This window comes from Pseudomonas sp. 8(2025), assembly GCF_052665325.1.
The window spans coordinates 182,058-205,381 of record NZ_JBQOIE010000008.1 but is presented as its reverse complement, the minus strand read 5'-3'; the positions used below and the strand labels follow the sequence as shown (position 1 = coordinate 205,381).

Here is a 23,324-nt window from a genome sequence, read left to right as displayed (position 1 = left end):
AATCCAACGACATGGCATTACTCAGTGAATTCGAACAACGGCAGGTGGCCGAAGCCATCGCCCGGGTGGAACAGCAGACCGACGCCGAACTGGTGACGGTGCTGGCGGCCCGGGCCGACGACTACGCCTATATCCCGCTGCTCTGGGCCAGCCTGCTGGCGCTGGTGGTGCCGGGGCTGGTGCACTACGCCACCGGCTGGCTGAACATGCACCTGTTGCTGCTGGCGCAGTGGGCGACCTTTATCGTGCTGTGCCTGGTGTTCCGCCTGCCGCGGGTCACCACCCGGCTGATTCCGCGATCGGTGCGTCACTGGCGCGCTTCCAACCTGGCCCGGCGCCAGTTCCTCGAACAGAACCTGCACCACACCGTGGGCGGCACCGGGGTGCTGATCTTTGTCAGCGAAGCCGAGCGCTATGTGGAGATCCTGGTGGACGAGGGCATCTCCAGGCGCCTGGACAACAAGAACTGGAACGCGATTGTCCAGGCCTTTACCCAGCAGGTCCGGCAAGGCCAGACCCTGCAGGGCTTCCTTGATTGCATTGAAGCCAGCGGCGAGTTGCTCAAGACCCATGTGCCCCTGACCCAGGTACGCAACGAATTGCCCAACCGCCTGGTGGTGCTCAACTGACCCACCCAGCTGGGGACTATGGCGTGCTACCTGTGTAGGAGCCGGCTTGCCGGCGAAGAGGCCCGTGAGCCTTGCACCGCCCTTGGGGACGCCTTCGCTGGCAAGCCAGCTCCTACAGCGGTGCGATACCGGTGTTGTTCTTGTAGGAGCCGGCTCGCCGGCGAACAGCTCCTTGAGCCTTGCACCGCCCTCGGGCGAGGATTTTTTACCGTCGGGTGAATAACTTCGTGCCCCGGCGGGGCTTGCTCCCTAAAATACCCGCCATTCCCTGATCGACACCGCGCATCGCCCGAGGCTCCCGCCCCCATGTCTGTTACCGCACCTTCCGCCCGCCCCGCGCCGGATCATCACGCCCAGTTCCTGCAACTGCTCGACACCAGCCTCACGCAGAACGCCTTTATCAAGCTGGTACTGGCCAAGCACGTGGGCCCGGAGGCGGACCTGCAACGCCTGATCATCAAGCAACTGACGGTCAAGGAGCAGCCGTGCCTGTCCTTCGTCTATCGCTACAAGACCCGGGACATCACCAAGAACTTCTCCCTGGACGAAGGCATCGCCGCCATCGCCGAGCTGCTGCCGGCTGCGTTCAAGAACGCCCACCTGCTGACCCTGACCGATGAAGTGCAGCTCGAATACAGCAAGAAGGGCAAGAGTTCGCTGTTCAAGGGCAAGCCGCAAACCCAGCGCGATGCGCCGTCCGCCGAGCACAACCGGGAGAAGAACCGCTTCCTCGACCTCAGCCGGCCGTTTCTCGCCGACCTGGGGGTGACCAACAAGCAGCATGAGCTGATTCCGGCGATGTCACGCAAGTGGAAGCAGATCAACAAGTTCATCGAGGTCTTCAGCCACGCCCTGGGCAGCTCGCCGATCAAGCTCGACCAGCCGGTGCGGGTGGCGGACTTCGGCTCCGGCAAGGGCTACCTGACCTTCGCCATCCACGACTACCTGCGCAACACCCTCAAGGCCGAGGGCGAAGTCACCGGCGTCGAGTTGCGTGAAGACATGGTGACCCTGTGCAACGCCGCCGCGCAGCGCCTGGAGCACCCGGGCCTGGTGTTCAAGTGCGGTGACGTGCGCAGCGTGGCCCCCAGCCAGCTGGAAGTGATGATCGCCCTGCACGCCTGCGACATCGCCACCGACTACGCGATCCACACCGGTATCCGCTCCGGCGCGGCGATCATCATGTGCTCGCCGTGTTGCCACAAGCAGATCCGCCAGCAGATCCAGAGCCCGCTGCTGCTCAAGCCGATGCTGCAATACGGCCTGCACCTGGGGCAGCAAGCGGAAATGGTCACCGACAGCCTGCGGGCGCTGTTCCTCGAAGCCTGCGGTTATGAAACCAAGGTCTTTGAATTCATCTCCCTGGAGCACACCAACAAGAACAAGATGATTCTGGCGGTCAAGCGTGCCGAACCGCAGGATCCCAGCCAGCTGCTGGCCAGGATCGAAGAGCTCAAGGCCTTCTACCAGATCAGCGAACACTGCCTGGAAACCCTGCTCAAGGCCGACGGTTACCTCGGCTGAGGGCTGGCCGGCGGCGTGGGCAGCGGTGTGGCCGGGCGCACCGCGGTCTTGCGCCCCAGGACCACGGTAAGGATCACGCCCACCGCGAACACCCAGGTAATGGGCTGCACCTGTTCACCGAAGAACAGGGCGGAAAAGGCGATGGTGAAGAAGATCTGCAGTAGCTGGATCTGGCTCACCCGAGCAATTCCGCCCATGGCCAGCCCGGCATACCAGGCGAAAAAACCCAGGAACTGCGAGAACAGCGCAACGTAGCCGAAGGCCCACCAGGTCCTCATGGAAATCGCCCCCTGGTGCTGCACCGCCAGGTACCACACCGGTCCGATCAGCAGCGGCGTGGACAGCACCAGAGCCCAGCAGATCACCTGCCAGCCACCCATCTCCCGCGCCAGCCGGCCCCCTTCGGCATAACCCAGGCCGCCGACGGCAATCGCCCCGAGCATCAGCACATCACCGGCCTGGATGCTGCCCGCGCCACTGAGCAGCGCATAACCCAGCACCAGCGCACTGCCCAGGGCGGCGCAAGCCCAGAAGGCCTTCGACGGCCGTTCGTGGGACAGCCACGCCGCATACAGCGCCACGCACAACGGTTGCAGGCCATTGACCAGGGCGCCGTGGGACGCGGGCAGGGTCTGCATGGCCCAGGCCGAAAGCACTGGAAAGCCGAGGATCACCCCGAGAATCACCACGCTCAGGCCCTTGACCTGCTTCCAGGTCGGCCATCTTTCCCGGCGCCAGAGCAGCAGCAAGGCCGCCGGGATCGCCGCGAACAGCGCGCGGCCCAGGCCGTTGAGCAAGGGGTGCATCTGCTCTACCACTATCCGGGTGAAGGGCAGGGTCAGGCTGAAAATGATGACACCCAGCAGGCCGAGGGCCATGCCGGTGTTTTCGCGCGAGGACATGATGGCTACCAGAATTCGTACAGGGACACAGGTGCCTGCATCTAGCCATAAAGCCGCGCGATCCTGGTGCTACAGCTGGGTGCAGAGTTGTCCGTACAGTTGTCGCTGTAGTACCGGGTTATTACCCGGGCCGGTGGATTGGGGCTACCTTGAATACTCCTTGCGCCCCCGTCTTTCACTGAAAGGAGTCCACTCCATGGCCGCGAAAAAGATTCTCATGCTGGTTGGCGATTACGTCGAAGACTACGAAGTGATGGTGCCGTTCCAGGCCCTGCTGATGGTCGGTCACAACGTGCATGCGGTGTGTCCCGACAAGAGCGCCGGGCAGACCGTGCGCACGGCGATCCACGACTTCGAGGGCGACCAGACCTACAGCGAAAAGCCGGGCCATCTGTTTGCCCTGAACTTCGATTTCGCCCAAGTGAAGTCCAGCGATTACGACGCCCTGCTGATCCCCGGTGGCCGTGCCCCGGAATACCTGCGCCTGAACGAAAAGGTCCTGCAACTGGTCAGGGAATTCGACCAGGCCGGCAAGCCGATTGCCGCGGTGTGCCACGGCGCGCAACTGCTGGCGGCGGCCGGCATCCTCGAAGGCCGCGAATGCAGCGCCTACCCGGCCTGCGCCCCGGAAGTTCGGCTGGCAGGGGGCACCTATATCGATATCCCCGTGACCCAAGGCCATGTTCAAGGCAATCTGGCCACCGCCCCGGCCTGGCCGGCGCATCCCAGTTGGCTGGCCGGTTTCCTGGGCCTGCTGGGCACCAAAATCACCCTGTAAGCGAGGGCCACGCCATGTGCGAGCTGTACGTCAAAGCCGACCCGATTCTCTACGAATCCCGTTCCCGCTCGTTGCGCATCTGTGGCGTGGTCACGACCTTGCGCCTGGAAAACCAGTTCTGGGACATTCTCAGCGAGATCGCCGAAGTGGACGGCATGACCACCAACCAGCTGATTGCCAAGCTGTATGAGGAGGTCATGGACTACCGCGGCGAAGTGGTGAATTTCGCCTCCTTCCTGCGGGTCAGTTGCACCCGCTACCTGAGCCAGCGCCGCAGCACCGTCCCCGACCTCAGCCTGGTAAAGCGCAACGCACTGTAGGCGCTGCCGCAGGCTGCGAACGGCCCGCAGGGACGCGGGGTTCTGAGGGCCGCTGGAGGTTTGGCAGGCGATCGCCAGGCAAGGTCCTGCGGACCTTTGCGCAGCCTCGCGGGCTCGGCAGCGGCTACAGGGCTCAGCTGATTTTGCTGAGGAAGCCGGGTAGTTCCGGTTCCGGGAGCACCGACAGCACTTTGAGGCGTTGCAACATGCGCTGGCGGGCGCGTTGCAGGTGTTCTCTGAGGTTCAGGGCCGCAGCGTCGTAGGCCCCGTGCAGCAGCAGTTCGAGGATCAGTCGGTGCTCGGCGAGCATCGCCGGGTCGGCGCCGATGCCCAGCAGGCGGTAGAAGATCCGGTTGATGATCATCGGGCTCTGGGCCTGACGGATCAGCGCCGCCATCTTGCGGTTCTGCAAGCCGCCCAGGCATTGCTGGTGCAGGTCTTCTTCCAGGCGTTCCAGGGCCTCCAGCCCACAGTGCTCGGCCTGTTGCGCCTGGGTCACCCGTTCCAGCATCTGTTCCAGGCGTTCGCGGCCCAGGCCCGGCGCGCTCTGGCGCAGGGCTTCGGGTTCCAGGCAGGCGCGCAGTTCGTAGTCTTCGGTGACTTCCCGGGCGGTCAGCGGTCCGGCCAGCCATTGGGAGTAGGGTTCCTTTTCCACCAGGCCGCGATCGCGCAGGCGCATCAGTGCTTCGCGGACCACCGCGCGGCTGACGCCGTAGTGCTCGGCTGCGGCCTGTTCGTCGAGGCGAAAGTGACCGAAGGCGATGCAGGTGGAGAGGGCACTGCCCAATTCTTCGTAGATCCGTTCCCCCAGGGGGCGGGTGTCCACCAGTTCTTCGTCGCTGGCCAGCCCCAGGTGGGCATGGCTCAGGGGCAGGCGCAGCGGTTCGATCTCCAGGCCCTGGGGGTTGATCAGGTAGCCGCGGCCGTCAAAACGGCTGATCAGCCCTTCGCCGTGCAACAGATCGAGGGCCTTGCGCACCGGCACTCGGCTGGTGCCGAACAGTTCCGCCAGGGGCGCTTCCAGCAGTACCAGGCCCTGCAGGGCGGTGCCCTGGAGGATGGCGTCGCGCAAGACCTGACGGATCATGGCGTAGCGCGATGCGGTGCGCGGGTCCTCTGCTGACACTGCTTTCATCGGTTCCTCTAGGGGCTGTTGCCGGTGGGGTGACGAGCCCGTTGCCGGGCCGCGGTGGCCGGGGATTCTCTCACAGTTGCCAAGTGTCACTGAGTGCCACGTTTGGTTGCCCCGTCCTGGGGCCGCCCTGGGTGGGTTGTTACCTTTCTGCACCAAAATGTACTTTTTAATAAAAGATACATTATTTCAATGGCAGACCCTTGGGCGAGGATTTTCTCCGTCGGTCGTCGCGCGATCTCTGTCAGTAACCCACTCTGGCTCGCTATTACAGGCGAATCTGGGGGATTTTCCGAAAGCACGCGGTGCTCCCTGCGTTTTGAGCTGGCACGGAATCTGCTCTGTATAAAATGTACATTTTAATATTTAGTACATTTTTAGATTTTTGCGGAGTGAGCCATGCCCCCTGATTCGCTGAACGACGCCACGGCCATGGCGCAAGCCTTTGCCTCGGGCCGCACCGATCCGGTCCAGGTTCTGGAGCAGGCCCTGGCGTTGGCCGAGGCAACGCCCCATGTGTTCATTTCCCTGTGCCCGGCCCGGGCCCGGCGCGAGGCTGAGGCGGCGGCTGCCCGCTGGCGGGCCGGCCAGCCGCTGAGCCTGCTGGATGGCGTGCCCCTGGCCTGGAAGGACCTGTTCGACCTGGCCGGCAGTATCACCACCGCCGCCGCCCAGGTGCGTCGCGAGGCGCCGTTGGCCAAGGTGGATGCGCTCAGCGTACGGCAGCTGTGCCGGGCCGGGCTGGTCAGCCTGGGCAAGACCAACCTCAGTGAGTTCGCCTATTCCGGGCTCGGCCTGAACCCGCACTTCGGCACTCCGATCAACCCCCACAGTGATGCCCAGCCACGGATTCCCGGTGGTTCCTCGGCAGGTTCCGCGGTGGCGGTGGCGGCCGGTATCGTGCCGATCGCCATGGGCACCGACACTGCCGGTTCGATCCGCATTCCCGCAGCCTTCAATGGCCTGGTGGGTTACCGCGCCACCTCCCTGCGCTATGACCGCGAGGGGGTGTTTCCCCTGGCCGAAAGCCTCGACAGCCTCGGGCCGCTGACCCGCAGCGTGCGCGATGCCTGGCTGATCGACGAGCTGTTGCGCGGTGGCGACCCCCGGCAATTGCCGCCGCCCCGCAGCCTGGCGGGGCAACGCTTCTGGGTCGATTCGCAAGTGCTTGACGACAGCCGTACCCAGGCCGCCGTGCGGGCCAATCTGCTGGTGGTCATCGAAAGCCTGCAACAGGCCGGGGCGCTGGTGGAGCAACGGCCGCTGCACAGCCTGCAAGCCACCCTGCAACTGATCCAGGAACAAGGCTGGCTCGGCGCCGCCGAAGCCTTCGCCCTGCACCAGCCGTTGCTCGACAGCGAGTACGCCGAACAGCTCGATCCGCGGGTGCGACGGCGCCTGGAAAGTGCCCGGCAGATGCCCGCCAGCCAGCTGCTGCGGTTGTATGAAGCGCGGCGCCAGCTGCAACAACAGGTGCAGGACGAACTGGACGGCGCGGTGCTGATCACCCCCACCGTGGCCCATGTGGCGCCGCCCCTGGCGCCCCTTGAGCAGGACGACGAGCTCTTCGCCCGGACCAACCTGGCGACCCTGCGCCTGACCATGCCCGGCAGTTTTCTCGACATGCCCGGCGTGGCCCTGCCCAGCGGCCGCGATGCCCAGGGCTTGCCCACCGGGCTGTTGCTGAGCCTGCCCCAGGGCCATGACCGGCAACTGCTGGATGCGGCCCTGGCGCTGGAGGCGGCGTTGCCGCGCTAGCTCCGACGATTTTTTTCAACCACAAGCAATCACTGGAGGCCGCTCATGGCTAAAGAAATTCTCTGTGCATTTGGTGTCGATGTGGACGCGGTGGCCGGCTGGCTCGGTTCCTACGGCGGCGAGGATTCGCCGGACGACATCTCCCGCGGCCTGTTCGCCGGCGAGGTCGGCGCGCCGCGCCTGCTCAAGCTGTTCGAGCGTTATGGCCTGCGCACCACCTGGTTCATTCCCGGCCACTCCATGGAGACCTTTCCCGAGCAGATGAAGGCGGTTGCCGAGGCCGGCCACGAGATCGGCGTGCACGGCTACAGCCACGAAAACCCCATCGCCATGACCCCGGAACAGGAAGAGATCGTCCTCGACAAATCCATCGAGCTGATCACCCGGGTCACCGGCAAGCGCCCCACCGGCTACGTTGCGCCCTGGTGGGAATTCAGCAAGGTGACCAATGAGCTGCTGCTGAAAAAGGGCATCAAGTACGACCACAGCCTGATGCACAACGACTTCCATCCCTACTACGTGCGGGTCGGCGACAGCTGGACCAAGATCGACTACAGCCAGCACCCCGACACCTGGATGAAACCTTTGGTGCGGGGCCAGGAAACCGACCTGGTGGAGATCCCGGCCAACTGGTACCTGGACGACCTGCCGCCGATGATGTTCATCAAGAAGGCGCCCAACAGCCACGGTTTCGTCAACCCGCGGCACCTGGAGGAAATGTGGCGCGACCAGTTCGACTGGGTCTACCGCGAGCATGAGCACGCGGTGTTCACCATGACCATCCACCCCGACGTCTCCGGCCGCCCGCAAGTGCTGTTGATGCTCGAACGCCTGATCGAACACATCCAGAGCCATGCCGGCGTGCGCTTCGTCACCTTCGACGAGATCGCCGACGACTTTATCCGCCGCCACCCGCGCAACCGCTGACCCCGGCCACTTCATCGAGGCGTGACTGATGTCTATCTATAACAAGCTCGACCTGACTGGCTGGAAACCCCAGCAGTTGACCCCGGCCCAAGTGCGCTTCGCCACCTGGATCGCCTTCTTCGCCTGGGTGTTTGCGGTGTACGACTTCATTCTGTTTGGCACCCTGCTGCCGGAGATCGGCCGGCACTTCGGCTGGGGCGAGGTCGAGCAGGCCGAGATCGCCACCTGGGTGGCGGTGGGCACCGCGGTGGTGGCCCTGGCCATCGGGCCGCTGGTGGACAAGCTGGGCCGGCGCATGGGCATCATTTTCACCGTCAGCGGCTCGGCCATCTGCTCGGCGCTGACCGCCATCGGCGGCGCCTGGGGCAAGTCGCCGCTGATCCTGATCCGCTCCCTGGGCGGCCTGGGCTATGCCGAGGAAACGGTGAACGCCACCTACCTCAGCGAGTTGTACGCGGCATCCGACGACCCGCAACTGGCCAAGCGCCGGGGCTTCATCTACAGCCTGGTGCAGGGTGGCTGGCCGGTGGGGGCGCTGATCGCCGCCGGGTTGACCGCGGTGCTGCTGCCGATCATCGGCTGGCAAGGCTGCTTCATCTTCGCCGCGATCCCGGCCATCGTCATTGCGGTGATGGCGCGCAAGCTCAAGGAGAGCCCGCAGTTCCAGATCCACCAGCGCATCAGCCAGCTGCGCAAAAGTGGTTCGGTGAGCGAGGCCCAGGCGGTGGCGCTGACCTATGGCGTGGACTATGACGAGCACAGCAAGGCCGGCCTGGCTGCGGCCTTTCGTGGCCCGGCGCGGCGCGCGACCCTGGTGATCGGCGCGGCGATCCTGCTCAACTGGGCGGCGATCCAGGTGTTCAGCGTGCTCGGCACGTCGGTGATCGTCAGCGTGCACCACATCTCCTTCGAGAACTCGCTGATCATCCTGGTGCTCTCCAACCTGGTGGGCTACTGCGGCTACCTGAGCCACGGCTGGATGGGCGACAAGATCGGCCGGCGCAATGTCATCGGCCTGGGCTGGATGCTCGGCGGCCTGTCGTTCGCCGGCATGCTCTACGGCCCGAGCAACATGCCGATGGTGGTGGGTCTCTACAGCCTGGGCCTGTTCTTCCTGATCGGCCCGTACTCGGCGGCGCTGTTCTTCATCAGCGAAAGCTTCCCTACCAGCATCCGCGCCACCGGCGGCGCGATCATCCACGCCATGGGGCCGATCGGCGCGGTGGTGGCGGGTTTCGGCGCCACCCAGGTGCTGTCCGCCGGTGGCGACTGGCAGACCTCGGCGCTGTATTTCGGCGCGCTGCCTTGTTTCCTCTCCGGTGCGCTGATGTTCGCCGCGCGCCATGTGCGTCCTGAATCCGTTCAATAAGGAAAGTTATCCATGACTCAAAAAGTCGCCGTGATCACCGGTGCCGCCAGCGGCATCGGCCAGGCCCTGGCCGTGGCCTATGCACGGGCCGGTGTGGCGGTGGTGGGCGGGTATTTCCCCGCCGACCCCCATGACCCGCAAGCCACCCGCGACCGCGTGGCCGAGGCGGGCGGGCACTGCCTGATGCTGCCCCTGGACGTGACCGACAGCGCCTCGGTGGACGCCCTGGCCGAGCAGGCCGTGGCGCACTTTGGCCGCCTCGATTACGCCGTGGCCAATGCCGGCCTGCTGCGCCGCGCACCCTTGCTGGACATGACCGACGCGGCCTGGAACGCCATGCTCGATGTGGACCTGACCGGGGTCATGCGCACCTTCCGCGCGGCGGTCAAACACATGGGTGAGGGCGGTGCCCTGGTGGCGATTTCGTCGATTGCCGGTGGCGTCTACGGCTGGCAGGAGCACGCTCACTATGCAGCGGCCAAGGCCGGGGTGCCGGGGTTGTGCCGCTCGCTGGCGGTGGAACTGGCGGCCAGGGGCATTCGCTGCAACGCGGTGATCCCGGGGTTGATCGAGACCCCGCAGTCGCTGGACAGCCAGAACTCCCTGGGCCCGGAAGGCCTGGCCAAGGCGGCCCGGGCCATCCCCCTGGGCCGGGTCGGGCGGGCCGATGAAGTGGCGTCCCTGGTGCGCTTTCTCACCAGCGAGGAGTCCAGCTACCTCACCGGGCAGAGCATCGTCATCGATGGCGGCCTGACGGTGCGCTGGCCGGATTGAACCCCTTCGCCAGCCAGCCGGCTCGTGCAGGCGGCTCACCGCCTCCGTAGGAGCTGGCTGGCCAGCGAACCGCACACCCTTGAAGGAGAAAGTCCCATGCAACACCTGCACAACCGCCGCGCCGTGATCACCGGCGCCGGCAGCGGTATCGGCGCCGCTATCGCCCGGGCCTACGCGGTGGCGGGAGCACGCCTGCTGCTGGCTGACCGCGACCCCGCGCGCCTGGCCGAGAGCGCCCAAGCCTGCCGCGAGCTGGGCGCTGAAGTCGTCGAATGCGTGGCCGATGTCGGCAGCGTCGAAGGGGCCCAGGCCGGAGTCGATGCCTGTGTCGAGCATTTCGGCGGTATCGATATCCTGGTGAACAACGCCGGCATGCTGACCCAGGCGCGCTGCGTCGATCTGTCCATCGAGATGTGGAACGACATGCTGCGGGTCGATCTCACCAGCGTCTTCGTCGCCAGCCAGCGGGCCTTGCCCCATATGCTGGCGCAGCGTTGGGGGCGGATCATCAACGTCGCCTCGCAGCTGGGAATCAAGGGCGGCGCCGAGCTGACCCACTACGCCGCGGCCAAGGCCGGGGTCATCGGCTTCACCAAGTCCCTGGCCCTGGAAGTGGCCATGGACAATGTGCTGGTCAACGCCATCGCCCCGGGGCCGATCGAGACGCCGCTGGTGTCTGGCATCAGCAGCGCCTGGAAAACCGCCAAGGCCGCCGAGCTGCCCCTGGGGCGCTTCGGCCTGGCCGATGAAGTGGCGCCCACCGCGGTGCTGCTGGCCAGCGAGCCGGGGGGCAACCTGTTCGTCGGCCAGACCCTGGGCCCGAACTCCGGGGACGTGATGCCATGAAGGAGGGCTGAACATGTGCGGGTTATGCGGGCTGCTGGGCGAAGACGTGCACTGGAGCGATCCGCTGGGGGATGAACTGCCCCGGCGTCGCGAACGCTTGCGCAGAATCGCCGCGATCAACCGGGTACTGGTGCCGTTGCGGCTCAAGGTCGAAGACTTCCAGGGCTCGGCCTATCTGCTGCTGGGGGCTACCGGCCGCCAGGAACTGGCCAGCGGCCTGGAGCAGTTGTGGAGCCTGGCCGAATCCATGCTCGGCCGGCCCCTCGATCCTCTCGACCCTGTGATCCTCAAGCACCTGGAGCAACAGCCATGAGCCTGCCCCTGAACGTCATCACCGGGTTTCTCGGCAGTGGCAAGACCACCTTGCTCAACCGCCTGTTGCAGGACCAGAGCCTGGGGGACACGGCGCTGCTGATCAACGAGTTCGGCGATATCGGCATCGATCATTTGCTGGTGCAGGAGGTGGCGCCGGACACCGTGCTGCTGCCCAGCGGCTGTGTCTGCTGTTCGGTTCGCGGCGAACTGAAAGAGGCGCTGCTGGCGCTCCTGGCGCGGCGTAGCCGGGGCGAGGTTCCGGCCTTTCGCCGGGTGCTGCTGGAAACCACCGGGCTGGCCGACCCGGCGCCGATCCTGGCCACGGTGAACAACGATCCGCAATTGCGCGGGCGGGTGCACATCGGCCTGCTGGTGACCCTGGTGGACGCCAGCCACGCGGCGTTGCAGGAGCGCCTGCACCCGGAGTGGCTGGCCCAGGTGGCGGCCGCGGATCGCTTGCTGCTGAGCAAGACCGATTGTGTCGACGAAGCAACCCAGGCAGCGTTGCGCGAGCATTTGCAGCAGCTCAATCCCGGGGCGCCCCTGTTGCTGACCCAGGCGATCCAGAGTGGCGATCAGCTGTTGCTGGGGGAGGGGCTGCGCGGTGCGACGGCAGAGCGGGAAGTGGCGCGCTGGCAGTTGCAGGGGCCACTCAAAGCGGCTGCGCCACAGCATGGCGCGGCGCAAGTGTGCAGCCTGGAGTTCGAGCAAGCCCTGGATTGGGTGGGCTTCGGGGTCTGGTTGTCGATGCTGCTAAGATGCCACGGCGAACGAATTCTGCGGGTGAAAGGATTGCTCAACATCAACGCCAACCAGGCCCCCATCGTCATCCATGGCGTGCAGCATTGCCTGCACGCCCCCGTGCATCTGCCCCGTTGGCCCAGTGCCGACCATCGCTCGCGGCTGGTGTTTATCCTGCGCGGGCTGGAGCCCGAACAACTGCGCCGTTCCTTCGAAGTGTTCGCCCGCAGTTTCGCCCCGGCCGCCGGGGAGGGTGCCTGATGGCGGCGACGCAACCGGTCACCCTGCGGGTGCTGGGCACCTCGGTGACCCTGCTCGAATCCCTGCGGGCGCGCGCCGAGCAGGACCTGGGCATCCGCCTGGTGTATCAGGTACACGATGTGGAGCAGGCCCAGCGCATCGCGGTGATGCAGCCGGACAGCTACGACCTCTATGACCAGTGGTTTCACAACGTCGATTTTGTCTGGCCGGCCCAGGCGATCCAGCCCATCGATACCCGGCGCATTGCCCTGTGGCACGAGATCAACGACCTGCCCAAGCGCGGGCGCCTGTCGCCCGACGATCGCCTGGGCAGTGGCAGCGTGCCCAGCGAACGGCTCTATGTGCAGCACGACGGTAGCCTGGGCAGCACGGCCAGCGAGCGCATCAGCATGCTGCCGCTGACCCACAACGCCGACAGTTTCGCCTACCGCCCGGAGCGCCTGCCGGCGGGTTTTTCCAGCGCCAACGAAAGCTGGGGCTGGCTGCTGGAGCCGGCCTGGAGCGGGCGCATTGCCTTGCAGAGCGATGCGGCGATCGGTGCCCTGGACGCCGCCCTGGCGGTGCAGGGCTGTGGCCTGGAATCCTTCAAGGACATCGGCAACCTGAGCATCGAAGAGATCGACCGGCTGGCAGGGATCCTGGTGCGCAAGCAGCGTGAAGGGCATTTCGCGGCGTTCTGGTCGGACGATGAAGAGGCCGCGCAATTGATGCTCAGCCCGCGCATCGATATCCAGAGCCTGTGGTCGCCGACGCTGATGCGCCTGCACCGGGCGGGGGTCAAATACCGCCTGGCAGTGCCGAAGGAAGGCTACCGCGCCTGGTTCGGCGGGCTGTCGTTGTCGCGCCACGCCAAGGGCGCGGTGCTGGATGCAGCCTATGCCTACCTCAACTGGTGGCTGTCGGGCTGGCCCGGAGCGGTGATGGCACGCCAGGGCTACTACATTGGCAACCCGGCGCGTACCCGCGATCACCTGAGCAGCGCCGAGTGGGATTACTGGTACGCCGGCAAACCGGCCCGGGAAGAGTTGCCGGGCAGCGACGGCGAACCGCTGATCGATATCGGCGAGACCCGCGATGGCGGTTCCTACCAGCAGCGCATGGGGCATATCGCCGTGTGGAACTCGGTGATGGACGAGCACAACTACCTGGTGCGGCGCTGGGGGGATTTCCTGCGGGCGGGGCGGGTCGCGGGCCGGGGCAAAGGCTGAAGGTCAAAGCCCCAGGCGCGCCAGCTGGCGCAGGTCGGCGATCACCGCGGGGTTGCCGCCTTCGAGCACATCCAGGCGCATCTGCGCGATCAGCGATTTCAGCAGCTCGGTCTGGGTCATCCGGGTGGCTTGCAGCAGGCGCGCAAGATCCTCGGCCACATAGTGGTTGACCTTCAGCGACAGGCGTTTCATGACATGCACGGCAGGCAACTGGCGGGCCTTGGCCTGCTCGGCCAGGTACGCGACGAAGCCGCTGTGCACTTGCTCCAGGGAAGACGCCGCGGGGGCGCTGAAGTAGTAGCCGAGGAACAGTTTGCGCATCTGCACTCCGGCATCCGGGGCCACGCAGTGCATCGCCGCATCGAGGACATCGAGGTAGACCGCCGGCAGCCGCGCCTCGATGGAGGTCAATGATTGCTTGCGCGCTTCCTTGATCGCCGGTGTGGACTGGGGCGGGATGGCCACCACCGTGGCGCAGAGGTCGCAAACCCCCACCAGGATGTCCCGGGCCAGGCCATGGCCGTCGCTGAAAGGGACGTCGCGCCGCAGGTGGGTAATGCCGACGACCTGTTGGCAATGCTCGCAGAGCGCCTTGCCCCGGTCGCCTTGCAGAAAAAGTTTCATGGGTTGCCCTCATCGGTGAACGCTGATGAACCACGCATCTGGCTCGATAAAGTAGAACTTGATGTACCAGCCGGCCTTTTTCAGCACGTGGACCGCGATGCCCGGGACGCTGTGATGTGCGCTGCAACTGTGGTCCTGGCCCTTGCAGGCATTGATGACCTCGATCAGTTGACTGGTCGAGATCTCGCCGGTGGCCAGCAGGTTCTTGACCTCGATCGAGCCGCGCGCGGCATGCAGATAGTGGCCGCTTTGTAAGGCATTGATCAGGTCCCGCCTGACCTTCCTGAAGCCTCTGTCCATGACGTCTTCTCGTTTGTACGACAAGTGTCGTACGGAATCAATGGGAAGTTGACTGAAAGCGCCCAAAGGCATTTCAGCGGTTTTCAGAGGGGAGGCGATCTTAGCCCGGCAGGTGCGGGCGGCAGGGCTTGGCTAACGGTTTGCAATACATCCGTGATGGCCAACGGCTGGCCTGTTGCGGTGCGTCCGATGCACCGCAGCCAGTTGCCGTCAGAAGAAGCGGGTCACGCTGATCTTGGCGTTGCGCCCCAGGCTGGATGCGTTATCGCCGCTCAGTGGTGGGCGATAGTCACGGTTGAACATGTTGTCCAGGGTGAAGTTGACTTCGGTGCCCTTGAGGTAAGGCTGCTGGGGTTTCCAGTTGGCGAACAGGCCGTGCACGTTGTAGCGGTCGTTCTTGTACTGGTCCCAGGCGGAGTCGCCCAGGACGCTGGCCGGGCCGCCGGCATAGATGTCGCTGGGCACCCGGTCGGTCTGGCGTACCCACTGGCCCTGCCAGCCTACTTGCGCATCCCACTGAGGAATCTTCACCCCCAGGCTGGCCACCCACTTGCGTGGCGGGATGTCCCGGGCCCAGACGTTCGGCCCCCAAGGGTTGGTGTAGGCACCTTCATGCTTGCCGGTGATCCACGAGTAGGACAGGGAGCCGAACAGGTAGGTCGAGTCGTAGAAGCTTTCCACCTCGAAGCCCTTGATGGTCAGGTCGCCGATGTTGCGATAGACGCCGATGGTCGGCTGGTTGCACACCTGGCCGATGCTCTTGCCGCTGGTGAGTTGCTCGGGGCAGCCGATCCCGAGGTTCTTCATGATTTCGTCTTTGATGGTGTTGTGGAACAGCGTGGTACGCACCTGTACGCGGTCGGCCTGGGTGAACACGTCGGAGAAACTGGTGATGTTACCGGCGCGCAACGCGGTGATGCGTTCCGGGTCGAGGTCGCGGCTGGTGGCGGAACGGGTGGAGGCGGCCGACTGGACCTCGTACTGCTCGTCGATCACCGGTGCGCGCCAGGTCTTGCTGTAGTCGGCGAACAGGGCGAATTGCGGGGTCACTGTCCAGAACGCCGACAGCCGAGGCGACCAGCCGGTGTAGGTCTTGTCGCCGTAATCGTGGCCCGCCACCGGGTCGGGGCTGTTGTAGAACGGTGCGTCGTTCTTCTCGCCGCGGTTGCGCACATGGTCGTAGCGCAGGGACGGGGTCAGGGTGAAGTCCCCCAGGGTGATGGCGTCCTGGATGTAGAAGGCATTGTTGTCGACCTTGCCGTGGGGCATGAAGCCAGGCTGGTAGTAGCCATAGTTGTACTTGGGTACTTCATAGGTCTTGCCCGGCATCCACATGTCCACTTCGCGAGTGTGCTTGCGGATCTGGATGCCATTGGTCAGCGCGTGTTCCAGCGGGCCGGTGCTGAAGCGGCTGGTGTTTTTCAGGGCCAGGATCTTGTCGTCATAGCCCACGGTGATCTTGCGGCCACCGGATGTAGGCTGGAAGAAGGCGTTCGGCCCGCGTTCGTCGGTCTGGTCGGTGGTGGAATCGGAGTACTTGGCCTCGAAGTCGATCCATGGATTGTCCACGGGGGTGTACTGGTACTTGGCGATCCAGGTGGTGTCGATGGTATTGCGCTGGGCCAGGAAGCGGCGGGTGGCGCCGTCATAACCGTACTTGTTGATGTCGCTCTGGCTCGGTGGCGTCGGGTAGCTCTTGGCCGAGAAGGGCGCCCAGATGTCGCTGTTGGAGCGCATGTAGCTGAAGCCCAGGCGATGTTCGTCGGTCAGTTGCATGTTCAGCTTGAACAGCTCGCCTTCCATGTCCTGGGCGGTATTGGGCAGGCGCTTGGGGTTGATCGGGTAGGCGTTGCGCGGGTCGGGCTGGGCGCTGGCGATCTTCATGTCGTCGCCGTCGCGCTTGGTCCAGTAGGCCAGGGCATCGAAGCGGTGATCATCGGTACGGCCGTACACCGCGCCGGTATAGGCCTGTTCATGGCTGTTGCTGCTGTAGCCGTACTTGACCATGGCGCCGGCGTTGCGACCTTCCTGCAGCAGGTCCGGGGCGTCCTTGGTCTCCATGTGCACGGTGCCGCCGAAACCACCGTTGCCGGTCTCGGGGGAGTGCGGGCCTTTTTCCACTTCGATGCGCTTGATCAGCTCCGGCTCGATGAACACCGAACCCTGCTGGTAGCGTTCGAAGCCGCTCTTGGTGGCGCCATCAACGCTCATCGGCACGTCTTCGGCATCCCCCAGGCCCCAGATGTTGATGGTCTGGCCGCCGGGTTTGAGCGAGCCGCCCAGGCTCACGCCGGGCAGGGTGTCGATCAGGCTGACCACGTTGGTGGCCTGGTGGCGATCGATTTCCGCCTGGTTCAGGGTCGAGCGGCCGACACTCGAGGAGTCCACTTCGGTGCCGTTGCCGATCACGCTCATGGCCCCCAGTTGCAGGGCCGAACCACTGCTCAGGTTGGTGTCGGCAGGGCGCACGATGTAGGTGTTGTCGACCTTCACCAGGTTGAACCGACCGTCCTGCAGCAAGGTGCGAATCGCCTCTTCCGGGCTGTAGTCACCCTGCAGGGCCGGCGCCTTGGCGTTGCGCAGCAGTTGCTCATCGAACAGCAGCTGGATCTTCGCCTGCTGGGCGATCTGGCTCAGGGACGCGGCCAGAGGCTGCGCCGGCAACTGGAAATGCAGCGGCCCGGCGTAGGCCTGCAGGCTGAATGCCAGGCAGGCGGCGAGCAGGGTAGGGCGGGTACGGACTAACGGAACAGGCAAGAGCGCGCGAAACATGACTTCCCCCAGAGCGGCTTAAAGGCCAAAAAAGCGCTGCGTACAGATCGCAGACGGGAGGAAGACGCGGCAGTGAAAAAAAACCTCATATGCGAATGCAAAATATTCTCATATGAGTTGGATCAACGAGCCTCGAGCCTCAGCTGGCCGTCGGCCAGGGGTACGGCTTTTACCGGAATCAGCACGGGCAGTGCCTTGATCAGGGCGTCGGGGTCGTTGACATCGAGGTTGCCCGAGACCTTGTAGGCCCCCAGAGAACCCTCGGCCAGTTGCACCGGCTGGCGCCGATACAGGTTCAACTCATCCACCAGGCTGGCCAGGTCGCGGTTGCGAAAGGCCAGGTGCCCGCTGCGCCAGTCCGCGACCTCATCGCTGTCCAGGGTCTGCTGGCGCAGGGTGCCTTTGTGCAGGTCATAGGTGGCTTGCTGACGGGCGCCGAGCAGGGTCAACTCCCCGGGCTTGCCGTCCGGGCTGAAGGCCACCTGGCCGTGGGCGACGCTGACCACCAGTTGGCGCTGGCCACGACGCACGTCGAAGGCGGTGCCCACCACCCGCACTTTGGCCGCGCCGCTGTGCACCCACAGCGGGCGCTCCTTGTCGGCGGCCACTTCCAGGTACAACTGGCCCTGTTGCAGGTAGATATCACGCTGCTGGGCGCTGAAATCCACTTTCACCTGGGTGTTGGCGTTGACGTACAGGGTGCTGCCATCGGGCAGCTTGAAGGCGCGGGCGCCCTTTTCCTGGGCCGCCACCTGCTGGATGTAGGGCCCCTGGGGCGTGCCCAGGTTGACTGCCAGCACCGCACAGAGCACCGCCGCGGCCGCCGCCAGGGCCGGGCGCCAGGGGGCGGGCTTGCGCCGGGGCAGGGGAATGGGCCGGCTCAGTTGCTGCAATTGCGCAAGATCGACCCACAGTTCTTCGAACTCGGCATAGGCCCGGGCGTGGGCCGGCTCGCTGACCCAGGCATCGAAGGCCTTGCGCGTGGCGCGGTCCGGGTCGTTGCGGTTGCGGGCGAACCAGCTGGCGGCCTCGGCGTCGATCTGCTCGCTGTCGAGGTCGTTGTGGGTGCCGGAAAAGCGGGTCATTCAGGCTGCTCCTTGCCGTTTTCTCGTTGTAGGTGCTGCTTGCAGTGCAGCAGGGCAAAGGCGATGTGTTTTTCCACCATGCTCACGGAAATGCCCATGCGCTCGGCGATCTGCGTCTGGCTCAGCCCTTCGAAGCGGTGCAGCATAAGGGCTTCGCGGCGGCGCGGCGAGAGTTGGGCGAGGACTTCTTTCAACTGTTCCAGGCGTTGCAGGCGCTGGGCCGCGGGCAGGGGCTCATGCTGCTCGTCGGCCAGGGGTTCGTTGTCCAGGCTTTGCTCGTGGTGCCCGTCCTGATGAGCACGGGAGCGTACCTGCTGGCGCCGCCAATGATCACGCAGCAGGTTGCGTGCCATCTGGAACAGGAAGGCCCGGGGCTGTTCGACCTGGGCCCGGTCACGGTAGTCGAGCCATTGGGTGAACACGTCCTGGGTCATGTCCGCCGCGTCGCTGGCGTTGTCCGTGCGTTTACGCAGGAAATGCAGGATGTCCGCATAGAACCCGCGAACAGAGTCCGCCGACGCAGAGTCGGGCTTGGAGCGAGACATGGATATCCTTCTTGACGACGCGGTGAGCACAAGGTTGCGAATGATATCGAGAATTATTGCTATTTGTCATCCGGGCGATTGATGATCCACCAGCACCGCCTACGCGCCCGAAATACCCCTCCTCGCAGGAACGGGCTTGCCCGCGAGGGTGCCCTTGCGAGCGATGCCAGGCCTGCGGCCTCTTCGCCGGCAAGCCGGCTCCTACAGTGCAGAGGCGGGGTCTGTAGGAGCTGGCTTGCCAGCGAAGCGGTTCAGATGACGAAGAAGCCGTGGGTGCCATCCCGGCCCAACTGCGCCACCAGGCCGAATTCCCAGTCCAGGTAGCCCTGCATGGCTTCTTTCGGGTTGTCGGTGCCTTCATAGGGGCGCCGGTAGCGGTCGATCCGGGGTGAAGCCAGTTGCTGGCGGCTTTCTTCCACGGGCAGGCCGGCTTCGATCCACGCCGCGGTGCCACCGCTGAGGAGGAACACCGGACGCTGGGTCAGGGCCTGCAGCTGCGGCACCACGAAGCGCGCCAGCAGGCTGCTGCCGCAGGTCAGGACATAGCGCTCCGCCTGTGGCAACTGGGCCAGGGCTTCCTGCAACTGGCTGGGCAATGCCCACCAGGCGCCGGGGATGTGGCGCTGCACGTAGTTGGCGCTGGCGGTGAAGTCCAGTACCAGGGTGCCGGGCTCCTGGAGCCAGGTGGCGAGGGTGCGGGGGCTGATTTCTTCGGCCGGCGAGGTGTCCGGCAGTGGCGCCTGCCAGGGGCCGCGCACGCTGAAGTCGCTGTCGCGCAGGCCGTCCAGCACCGCCACCTGCCAGCCCATCTGGGCCAGCCAGGAAGCGCTCATGTTGGCGCGCACGCCGTCGTCGTCCACCAGGACCAGGCGCGCACCGCGCACGCTGGCGAAGTGGTCGGTTTCCTGCACCAGTTGCCCACCGGGGGTGGAGCGGGCGCCGGGCAGGTGGCCAGCGGCGAATTCCTCCGGGGTGCGCACATCGAACAGGTAGCTGGTGCGCTTGGGGTCGGCCTGCCAGCGCCGCCACTGGGCCAGGTCGATGCGTGCCACGTCGGCGCGGTCGGCCACGGCCCGAGCGGCGTCCTGGGCTGGGGCCCGCTGGGCCTCGTTGATGGCCTTGAAGCGCCGGCTCTGACCGTGTTCGAGCTTCTGCCCGGCCAGGGTCCAGCCGATGGTGCCATTGCGCAGTGCCGCCACCGGGTTGGGGATGCCGGCATTCACCAGGGACTGGGTGCCGATGATGCTGCGGGTGCGCCCGGCGCAATTGACCACCACCCGGGTGCGGGGATCGGGGGCCAGCTCACGCACCCGCAGCACCAGTTCGGCCCCGGGCACGCTGGTGCTGCCGGGGATGCTCATGGTCTGGTATTCGTCGAAGCGCCGGGCATCGAGCACCACCAGGTCGGCCTGCTGGTCGAGCAGTGCCTGGAGCTCCTCGGCGGCCAGGGACGGAGTGTGGCGCTCGGCTTCCACCAGTTCGCCAAAGGCCTTGCTCGGCACGTTGACGTCCTTGAACAGCTCGCCGCCGGCGCTGCGCCAACCCTCCAGGCCGCCTTCCAGCAGGGCGACATCGCTGTAGCCCAGTTGCCGCAGGCGCGTGGCGGCGCGCTGGGCCAGCCCTTCGCCCTGGTCGTAGAGGGTGATCGGGGTGTCGCGGCGGGGGATGCGCGCATACACCTCCAGCTCCAGTTTCGACAGCGCGATGTTGGCCGCGAACAGCGGGTGGGCCTCGGCGAAGGGCGCTTCTTCACGCACATCGATCAGTGCCAGCTCCTGGCGGTCGAGCAGGGCCTGGCGGATCTGTGCCGGGCTGCGGGTCGGGAAATCGGTCATTGCAGGGGCTCCTTCGACAAGTCCCAGAGGTTAGGCAGCAAATGGTTGGAGTAGCCGGAGACAAAGGGTTTTTCCTGGCCGTCGAGGTCGTACACGGCGCGCTGCACGGCACCGATATTGGCGCCATACACATGGATGCTGACGGATACCCGATCGGCATGGGCATTGCTCACCTGATGGATGTCGCCAATGCGTGGCGACACCGCTTCCACCTGGCCCGGCACCAGGCGCAGCGGCGCGCCGGCAGGCTGCAGGCGGCCGTCGGCCAGGCGTTCGAACCCCTGGCTGTCCTCGGCGCCGCGCAGCATGCCGATCAGGCCCCAGACCCGGTGGTCGTGGATCGGTGTGCGCTGCCCAGGGCCCCAGACGAAGCTGACGATGGAGAAGCGCTGGCGCGAGTCGGCATGCAGCAGGAACTGCTGGTAGCGCTGCGGATCCGGCTGGGCGAAGGCCGCGGGCAGCCAGTCGTCCTGGCTCACCAGCTGGTGCAGCAGCGCGGCGCCCTGGTCCAGCACCCGGGCTTCATCGGGATGGCTGTCCAGCAGCTCGGCCAGAGCGGCGATAAAGTCCCGCAGGCGGGCGAAGTTGGCTGATTCGATGGCGACTGTCGTGGCGTTGTGGGGCATGGGCTCCCTCCGTGGACACAAGGCAAATGACGCGAACTACACGGGCGAGCTAAAAGGTATTATTCTTATCGAACATTTTTCCAGTCATTTATTATGCGAAAAAAGAATGAAGATAGATGATCTGAATGCGTTCGTGGCGGTAATCCGCTGCCAGACCATCAGCCAGGCGGCCGATGCCCTGCAGTTGACCCAGCCAGCCATTACCCGCCGGGTGCAGAATTTCGAGGAAGCCCTGGGGGTGGAATTGCTGGACCGCAACACCAAGCCGCTCAAGCCCACCAGCATGGGCTTGCGGGTCTATGGCCAGTGCCTGGAAGTGCTGCGCAGCATCGACGCGCTGAATGAACTGGTGGCCAATGACGGCGCCCCCAGTGGTGCCCTGCGCATCGGCGTGCCGCAGACCATCGGCGATGTGGTGCTGCTCGATGCCCTGAGCCAGTTGAAGGCGCTGTATCCGCAGTTGCAGACCTCGGTGGCCACGGGCTGGGGCAGCCACCTGTTGAGCAAGGTCGAGAACGGTGAGCTGGATGTGGTGGCGGCGCTGTTTCCCGCTGGCAAGGTCTTCCCCGAAGGGGTGGTGGGCCGTTCCCTGGGCAGCATGAACCTGGTGGTGGTGGCGGCCAAGGGCGAGGTGCGCAAGCGCTCGTGCAAACTGGCCGACTGTTACCAGCGCGGCTGGGTGCTGAACCCGGACGGCTGCGGCTTTCGTGCCGGCCTGCAACGGGCGCTGAGCGCACAGGGGCTGTCGTTGCAGATCAACCTGGAAACCTTCGGCACCGAGCTGCAACTGGGGTTGATCGCCAATGGCCTGGGCTATGGCCTGGTGCCGCTGCCGCTGCTGGAAAACAGCAGCCATCGGGACAAGCTGGAGATCGTCCCGGTCAGCGACTTCAAGCCGGTGATCGACCTGTGGCTGGTCCACCCGCGGTTCCTCGGCAACCTGCAAGAGCCGGTGAGCATGTTCGGCGAGATGGTCGCCGCCCGCGTCGGCAAGGCTGCGCCGTAGGAGCTGGCTTGCCAGCGAAGGCGCCCTCTAGGCCGGCGCAAACCTCAGGGGGCTGTTCGCCGGAAAGCCAGCTCCTTCGGATTGTTTTTGATTATTGATTTGCATGTCTTGGCAATCATTGAATGCAATTTTTGTATATTAAGTTAGAACCAAAACGAATTTCACGGACGTTTTTTATGTAGTTAGCATGGGGCTCGAACGCGCTGAAATAAGGATGTTGCGATGCCTGCGCCAGCCCCCCTCACCTCGTCCCGTCGCTGGGCCGAGCGCCCCGGATACCAGCTCCTGGGTAATCTGCTGCTGCGCCTGGTCAGCCCGTTGCTGCTTCTGCTGGTGTGGGAACTGGCCTCGCGCAGCGGGCTGTTGCCGGCGCGGATCATCGCCGCTCCCAGTACCATCGGCGGCACCCTGTGGCAGATGCTCGGCAGCGGCGAACTGGCCGGGCACCTGTGGGTGTCCCTCAAGCGCGCCCTCAGTGGCCTGGCCATCGGCGTCAGCCTGGGCACGCTCCTGGCCCTGGTGGCCGGGTTGTCCCGGCGCGGCGAGCTCGCCATCGATTCCCCCATGCAGATGCTGCGCACCCTGCCGTTCCTGGCCATAGTGCCGCTGTTCATTCTCTGGTTCGGCGTGGGCGAGACGCCGAAGATCGCGCTGATCGCCCTGGGCACTACCTTTCCTATCTACCTCACGCTGTTTTCCGGCATTCGCAGCCTCGATCCCAAGCTGGTGGAGGCCGCGACCCTGCTGGGCCTCAAACGCTGGGAACTGATCGTCCACGTGATCCTGCCCGGGGCCCTGCCGGCGTTCTTCGTCGGCCTGCGCTATGCCTTCGGCATCAGTTGGCTGGGGCTGGTGGTGGTGGAGCAGATCAACGCCAGCGCCGGTATCGGCTACCTGGTCAACGACGCGCGGGACTTCATGCGCACCGACGTGATCGTCATCTGCCTCCTGGTCTACAGCGTGCTCGGCCTGGGCATCGACGGGCTGGTGCGCGGCCTCGAACGTTGCGCCCTGGCCTGGCGCCCGACCTTTATCAGGAACTGACCC

At 65.3% G+C, this 23,324-nt stretch carries 23 protein-coding genes; 14 read left to right on the top strand and 9 right to left on the bottom strand.

Annotated features, from left to right (window positions below; all coding sequences use genetic code 11):
* Positions 1–11 precede the first annotated feature (11 nt).
* Complete coding sequence (locus ACUXVH_RS17200; protein WP_041116364.1) at positions 12–629, top strand: TPM domain-containing protein; 618 nt, start codon at positions 12–14, stop codon at positions 627–629.
* Positions 630–935: 306 nt separating this feature from the next.
* Positions 936–2,153, top strand: a complete 1,218-nt coding sequence (locus ACUXVH_RS17195; RefSeq protein WP_015634453.1) for a class I SAM-dependent methyltransferase — start codon at positions 936–938, stop codon at positions 2,151–2,153.
* On the opposite strand, the gene ACUXVH_RS17190 is transcribed toward ACUXVH_RS17195, so the two are convergent.
* Entirely contained in the window at positions 2,141–3,055 is a 915-nt protein-coding gene (locus ACUXVH_RS17190) for a DMT family transporter (protein ID WP_065364435.1), read from the bottom strand. The genes ACUXVH_RS17195 and ACUXVH_RS17190 overlap by 13 nt on opposite strands.
* A 196-nt stretch (positions 3,056–3,251) precedes the next feature.
* Here ACUXVH_RS17190 and ACUXVH_RS17185 point away from each other — a divergent pair, with 196 nt between their 5' ends.
* Together ACUXVH_RS17185 and ACUXVH_RS17180 are read left to right on the top strand one after the other, a co-directional pair.
* Positions 3,252–3,833 carry a DJ-1/PfpI family protein gene (locus ACUXVH_RS17185; protein ID WP_011059700.1) on the top strand — a complete coding sequence of 194 codons (582 nt, stop codon included), beginning with the start codon at positions 3,252–3,254 and terminating at the stop codon, positions 3,831–3,833.
* A 14-nt stretch (positions 3,834–3,847) separates the two neighbouring features.
* Positions 3,848–4,153, top strand: a complete 306-nt coding sequence (locus ACUXVH_RS17180; RefSeq protein WP_011059701.1) for a ribbon-helix-helix domain-containing protein — start codon at positions 3,848–3,850, stop codon at positions 4,151–4,153.
* A 133-nt stretch (positions 4,154–4,286) separates the two neighbouring features.
* Here the strand turns inward: ACUXVH_RS17180 and ACUXVH_RS17175 are convergent, their stop codons facing one another.
* Positions 4,287–5,288, bottom strand: coding sequence for a GntR family transcriptional regulator (locus ACUXVH_RS17175; RefSeq protein WP_011059702.1), 1,002 nt, complete (start codon positions 5,286–5,288; stop codon positions 4,287–4,289).
* A 396-nt stretch (positions 5,289–5,684) separates the two neighbouring features.
* Between ACUXVH_RS17175 and ACUXVH_RS17170 the strand changes: the two genes are divergently transcribed.
* The 8 genes from ACUXVH_RS17170 to ACUXVH_RS17135 all read left to right on the top strand — a co-directional run bounded on the left by ACUXVH_RS17170 (position 5,685) and on the right by ACUXVH_RS17135 (position 13,484).
* Positions 5,685–7,043 (top strand): amidase, encoded by a 1,359-nt coding sequence (locus ACUXVH_RS17170; RefSeq protein WP_065364434.1) that lies wholly within the window; start codon positions 5,685–5,687, stop codon positions 7,041–7,043.
* A gap of 45 nt (positions 7,044–7,088) precedes the next feature.
* Positions 7,089–7,970, top strand: a complete 882-nt coding sequence (locus ACUXVH_RS17165; protein ID WP_011059704.1) for a polysaccharide deacetylase family protein — start codon at positions 7,089–7,091, stop codon at positions 7,968–7,970.
* Between the two features lie 28 nt (positions 7,971–7,998).
* Complete coding sequence (locus tag ACUXVH_RS17160) at positions 7,999–9,339, top strand: MFS transporter (RefSeq protein WP_011059705.1); 1,341 nt, start codon at positions 7,999–8,001, stop codon at positions 9,337–9,339.
* A gap of 12 nt (positions 9,340–9,351) precedes the next feature.
* Entirely contained in the window at positions 9,352–10,113 is a 762-nt protein-coding gene (locus ACUXVH_RS17155; protein ID WP_011059706.1) for an SDR family NAD(P)-dependent oxidoreductase, read from the top strand.
* Positions 10,114–10,209: 96 nt separating this feature from the next.
* Positions 10,210–10,959, top strand: coding sequence for an SDR family NAD(P)-dependent oxidoreductase (locus ACUXVH_RS17150; protein WP_015634457.1), 750 nt, complete (start codon positions 10,210–10,212; stop codon positions 10,957–10,959).
* A gap of 13 nt (positions 10,960–10,972) precedes the next feature.
* Positions 10,973–11,272, top strand: coding sequence for a hypothetical protein (locus tag ACUXVH_RS17145; protein WP_011059708.1), 300 nt, complete (start codon positions 10,973–10,975; stop codon positions 11,270–11,272).
* Entirely contained in the window at positions 11,269–12,276 is a 1,008-nt protein-coding gene (locus ACUXVH_RS17140; RefSeq protein WP_065364433.1) for a CobW family GTP-binding protein, read from the top strand. Before ACUXVH_RS17145 ends, ACUXVH_RS17140 begins: the two co-directional genes overlap by 4 nt.
* On the top strand, positions 12,276–13,484 hold the full coding sequence (locus ACUXVH_RS17135; RefSeq protein ID WP_065364432.1) for an ABC transporter substrate-binding protein: 1,209 nt from the start codon (positions 12,276–12,278) through the stop codon (positions 13,482–13,484). The genes ACUXVH_RS17140 and ACUXVH_RS17135 overlap by 1 nt, the downstream gene beginning before the upstream one ends.
* Before the next feature lie 3 nt (positions 13,485–13,487).
* Here the strand turns inward: ACUXVH_RS17135 and ACUXVH_RS17130 are convergent, their stop codons facing one another.
* From ACUXVH_RS17130 to ACUXVH_RS17100, 7 genes are all read right to left on the bottom strand, one after another.
* Positions 13,488–14,108, bottom strand: coding sequence for a hypothetical protein (locus ACUXVH_RS17130; protein ID WP_065364431.1), 621 nt, complete (start codon positions 14,106–14,108; stop codon positions 13,488–13,490).
* Positions 14,109–14,117: 9 nt separating this feature from the next.
* Positions 14,118–14,408, bottom strand: a complete 291-nt coding sequence (locus ACUXVH_RS17125) for a hypothetical protein (RefSeq protein ID WP_225368733.1) — start codon at positions 14,406–14,408, stop codon at positions 14,118–14,120.
* A gap of 210 nt (positions 14,409–14,618) precedes the next feature.
* The gene (locus ACUXVH_RS17120; protein WP_065364429.1) at positions 14,619–17,180 is read right to left on the bottom strand and encodes a TonB-dependent receptor; all 2,562 of its coding nucleotides are present in this window, start codon (positions 17,178–17,180) and stop codon (positions 14,619–14,621) included.
* A 122-nt stretch (positions 17,181–17,302) separates the two neighbouring features.
* Complete coding sequence (locus ACUXVH_RS17115; protein WP_011059714.1) at positions 17,303–18,265, bottom strand: FecR family protein; 963 nt, start codon at positions 18,263–18,265, stop codon at positions 17,303–17,305.
* Complete coding sequence (locus tag ACUXVH_RS17110; protein WP_011059715.1) at positions 18,262–18,810, bottom strand: RNA polymerase sigma factor; 549 nt, start codon at positions 18,808–18,810, stop codon at positions 18,262–18,264. Before ACUXVH_RS17110 ends, ACUXVH_RS17115 begins: the two co-directional genes overlap by 4 nt.
* 251 nt (positions 18,811–19,061) lie before the next feature.
* Positions 19,062–20,645 (bottom strand): rhodanese-related sulfurtransferase, encoded by a 1,584-nt coding sequence (locus ACUXVH_RS17105; RefSeq protein WP_065364428.1) that lies wholly within the window; start codon positions 20,643–20,645, stop codon positions 19,062–19,064.
* Complete coding sequence (locus ACUXVH_RS17100) at positions 20,642–21,271, bottom strand: cysteine dioxygenase family protein (protein ID WP_011059717.1); 630 nt, start codon at positions 21,269–21,271, stop codon at positions 20,642–20,644. Before ACUXVH_RS17100 ends, ACUXVH_RS17105 begins: the two co-directional genes overlap by 4 nt.
* A gap of 106 nt (positions 21,272–21,377) precedes the next feature.
* Between ACUXVH_RS17100 and ACUXVH_RS17095 the strand changes: the two genes are divergently transcribed.
* Both ACUXVH_RS17095 and ACUXVH_RS17090 read left to right on the top strand, forming a co-directional pair.
* On the top strand, positions 21,378–22,277 hold the full coding sequence (locus tag ACUXVH_RS17095; RefSeq protein ID WP_011059718.1) for a LysR family transcriptional regulator: 900 nt from the start codon (positions 21,378–21,380) through the stop codon (positions 22,275–22,277).
* A 222-nt stretch (positions 22,278–22,499) separates the two neighbouring features.
* Complete coding sequence (locus ACUXVH_RS17090; RefSeq protein WP_015634466.1) at positions 22,500–23,321, top strand: ABC transporter permease; 822 nt, start codon at positions 22,500–22,502, stop codon at positions 23,319–23,321.
* Positions 23,322–23,324 lie beyond the last annotated feature (3 nt).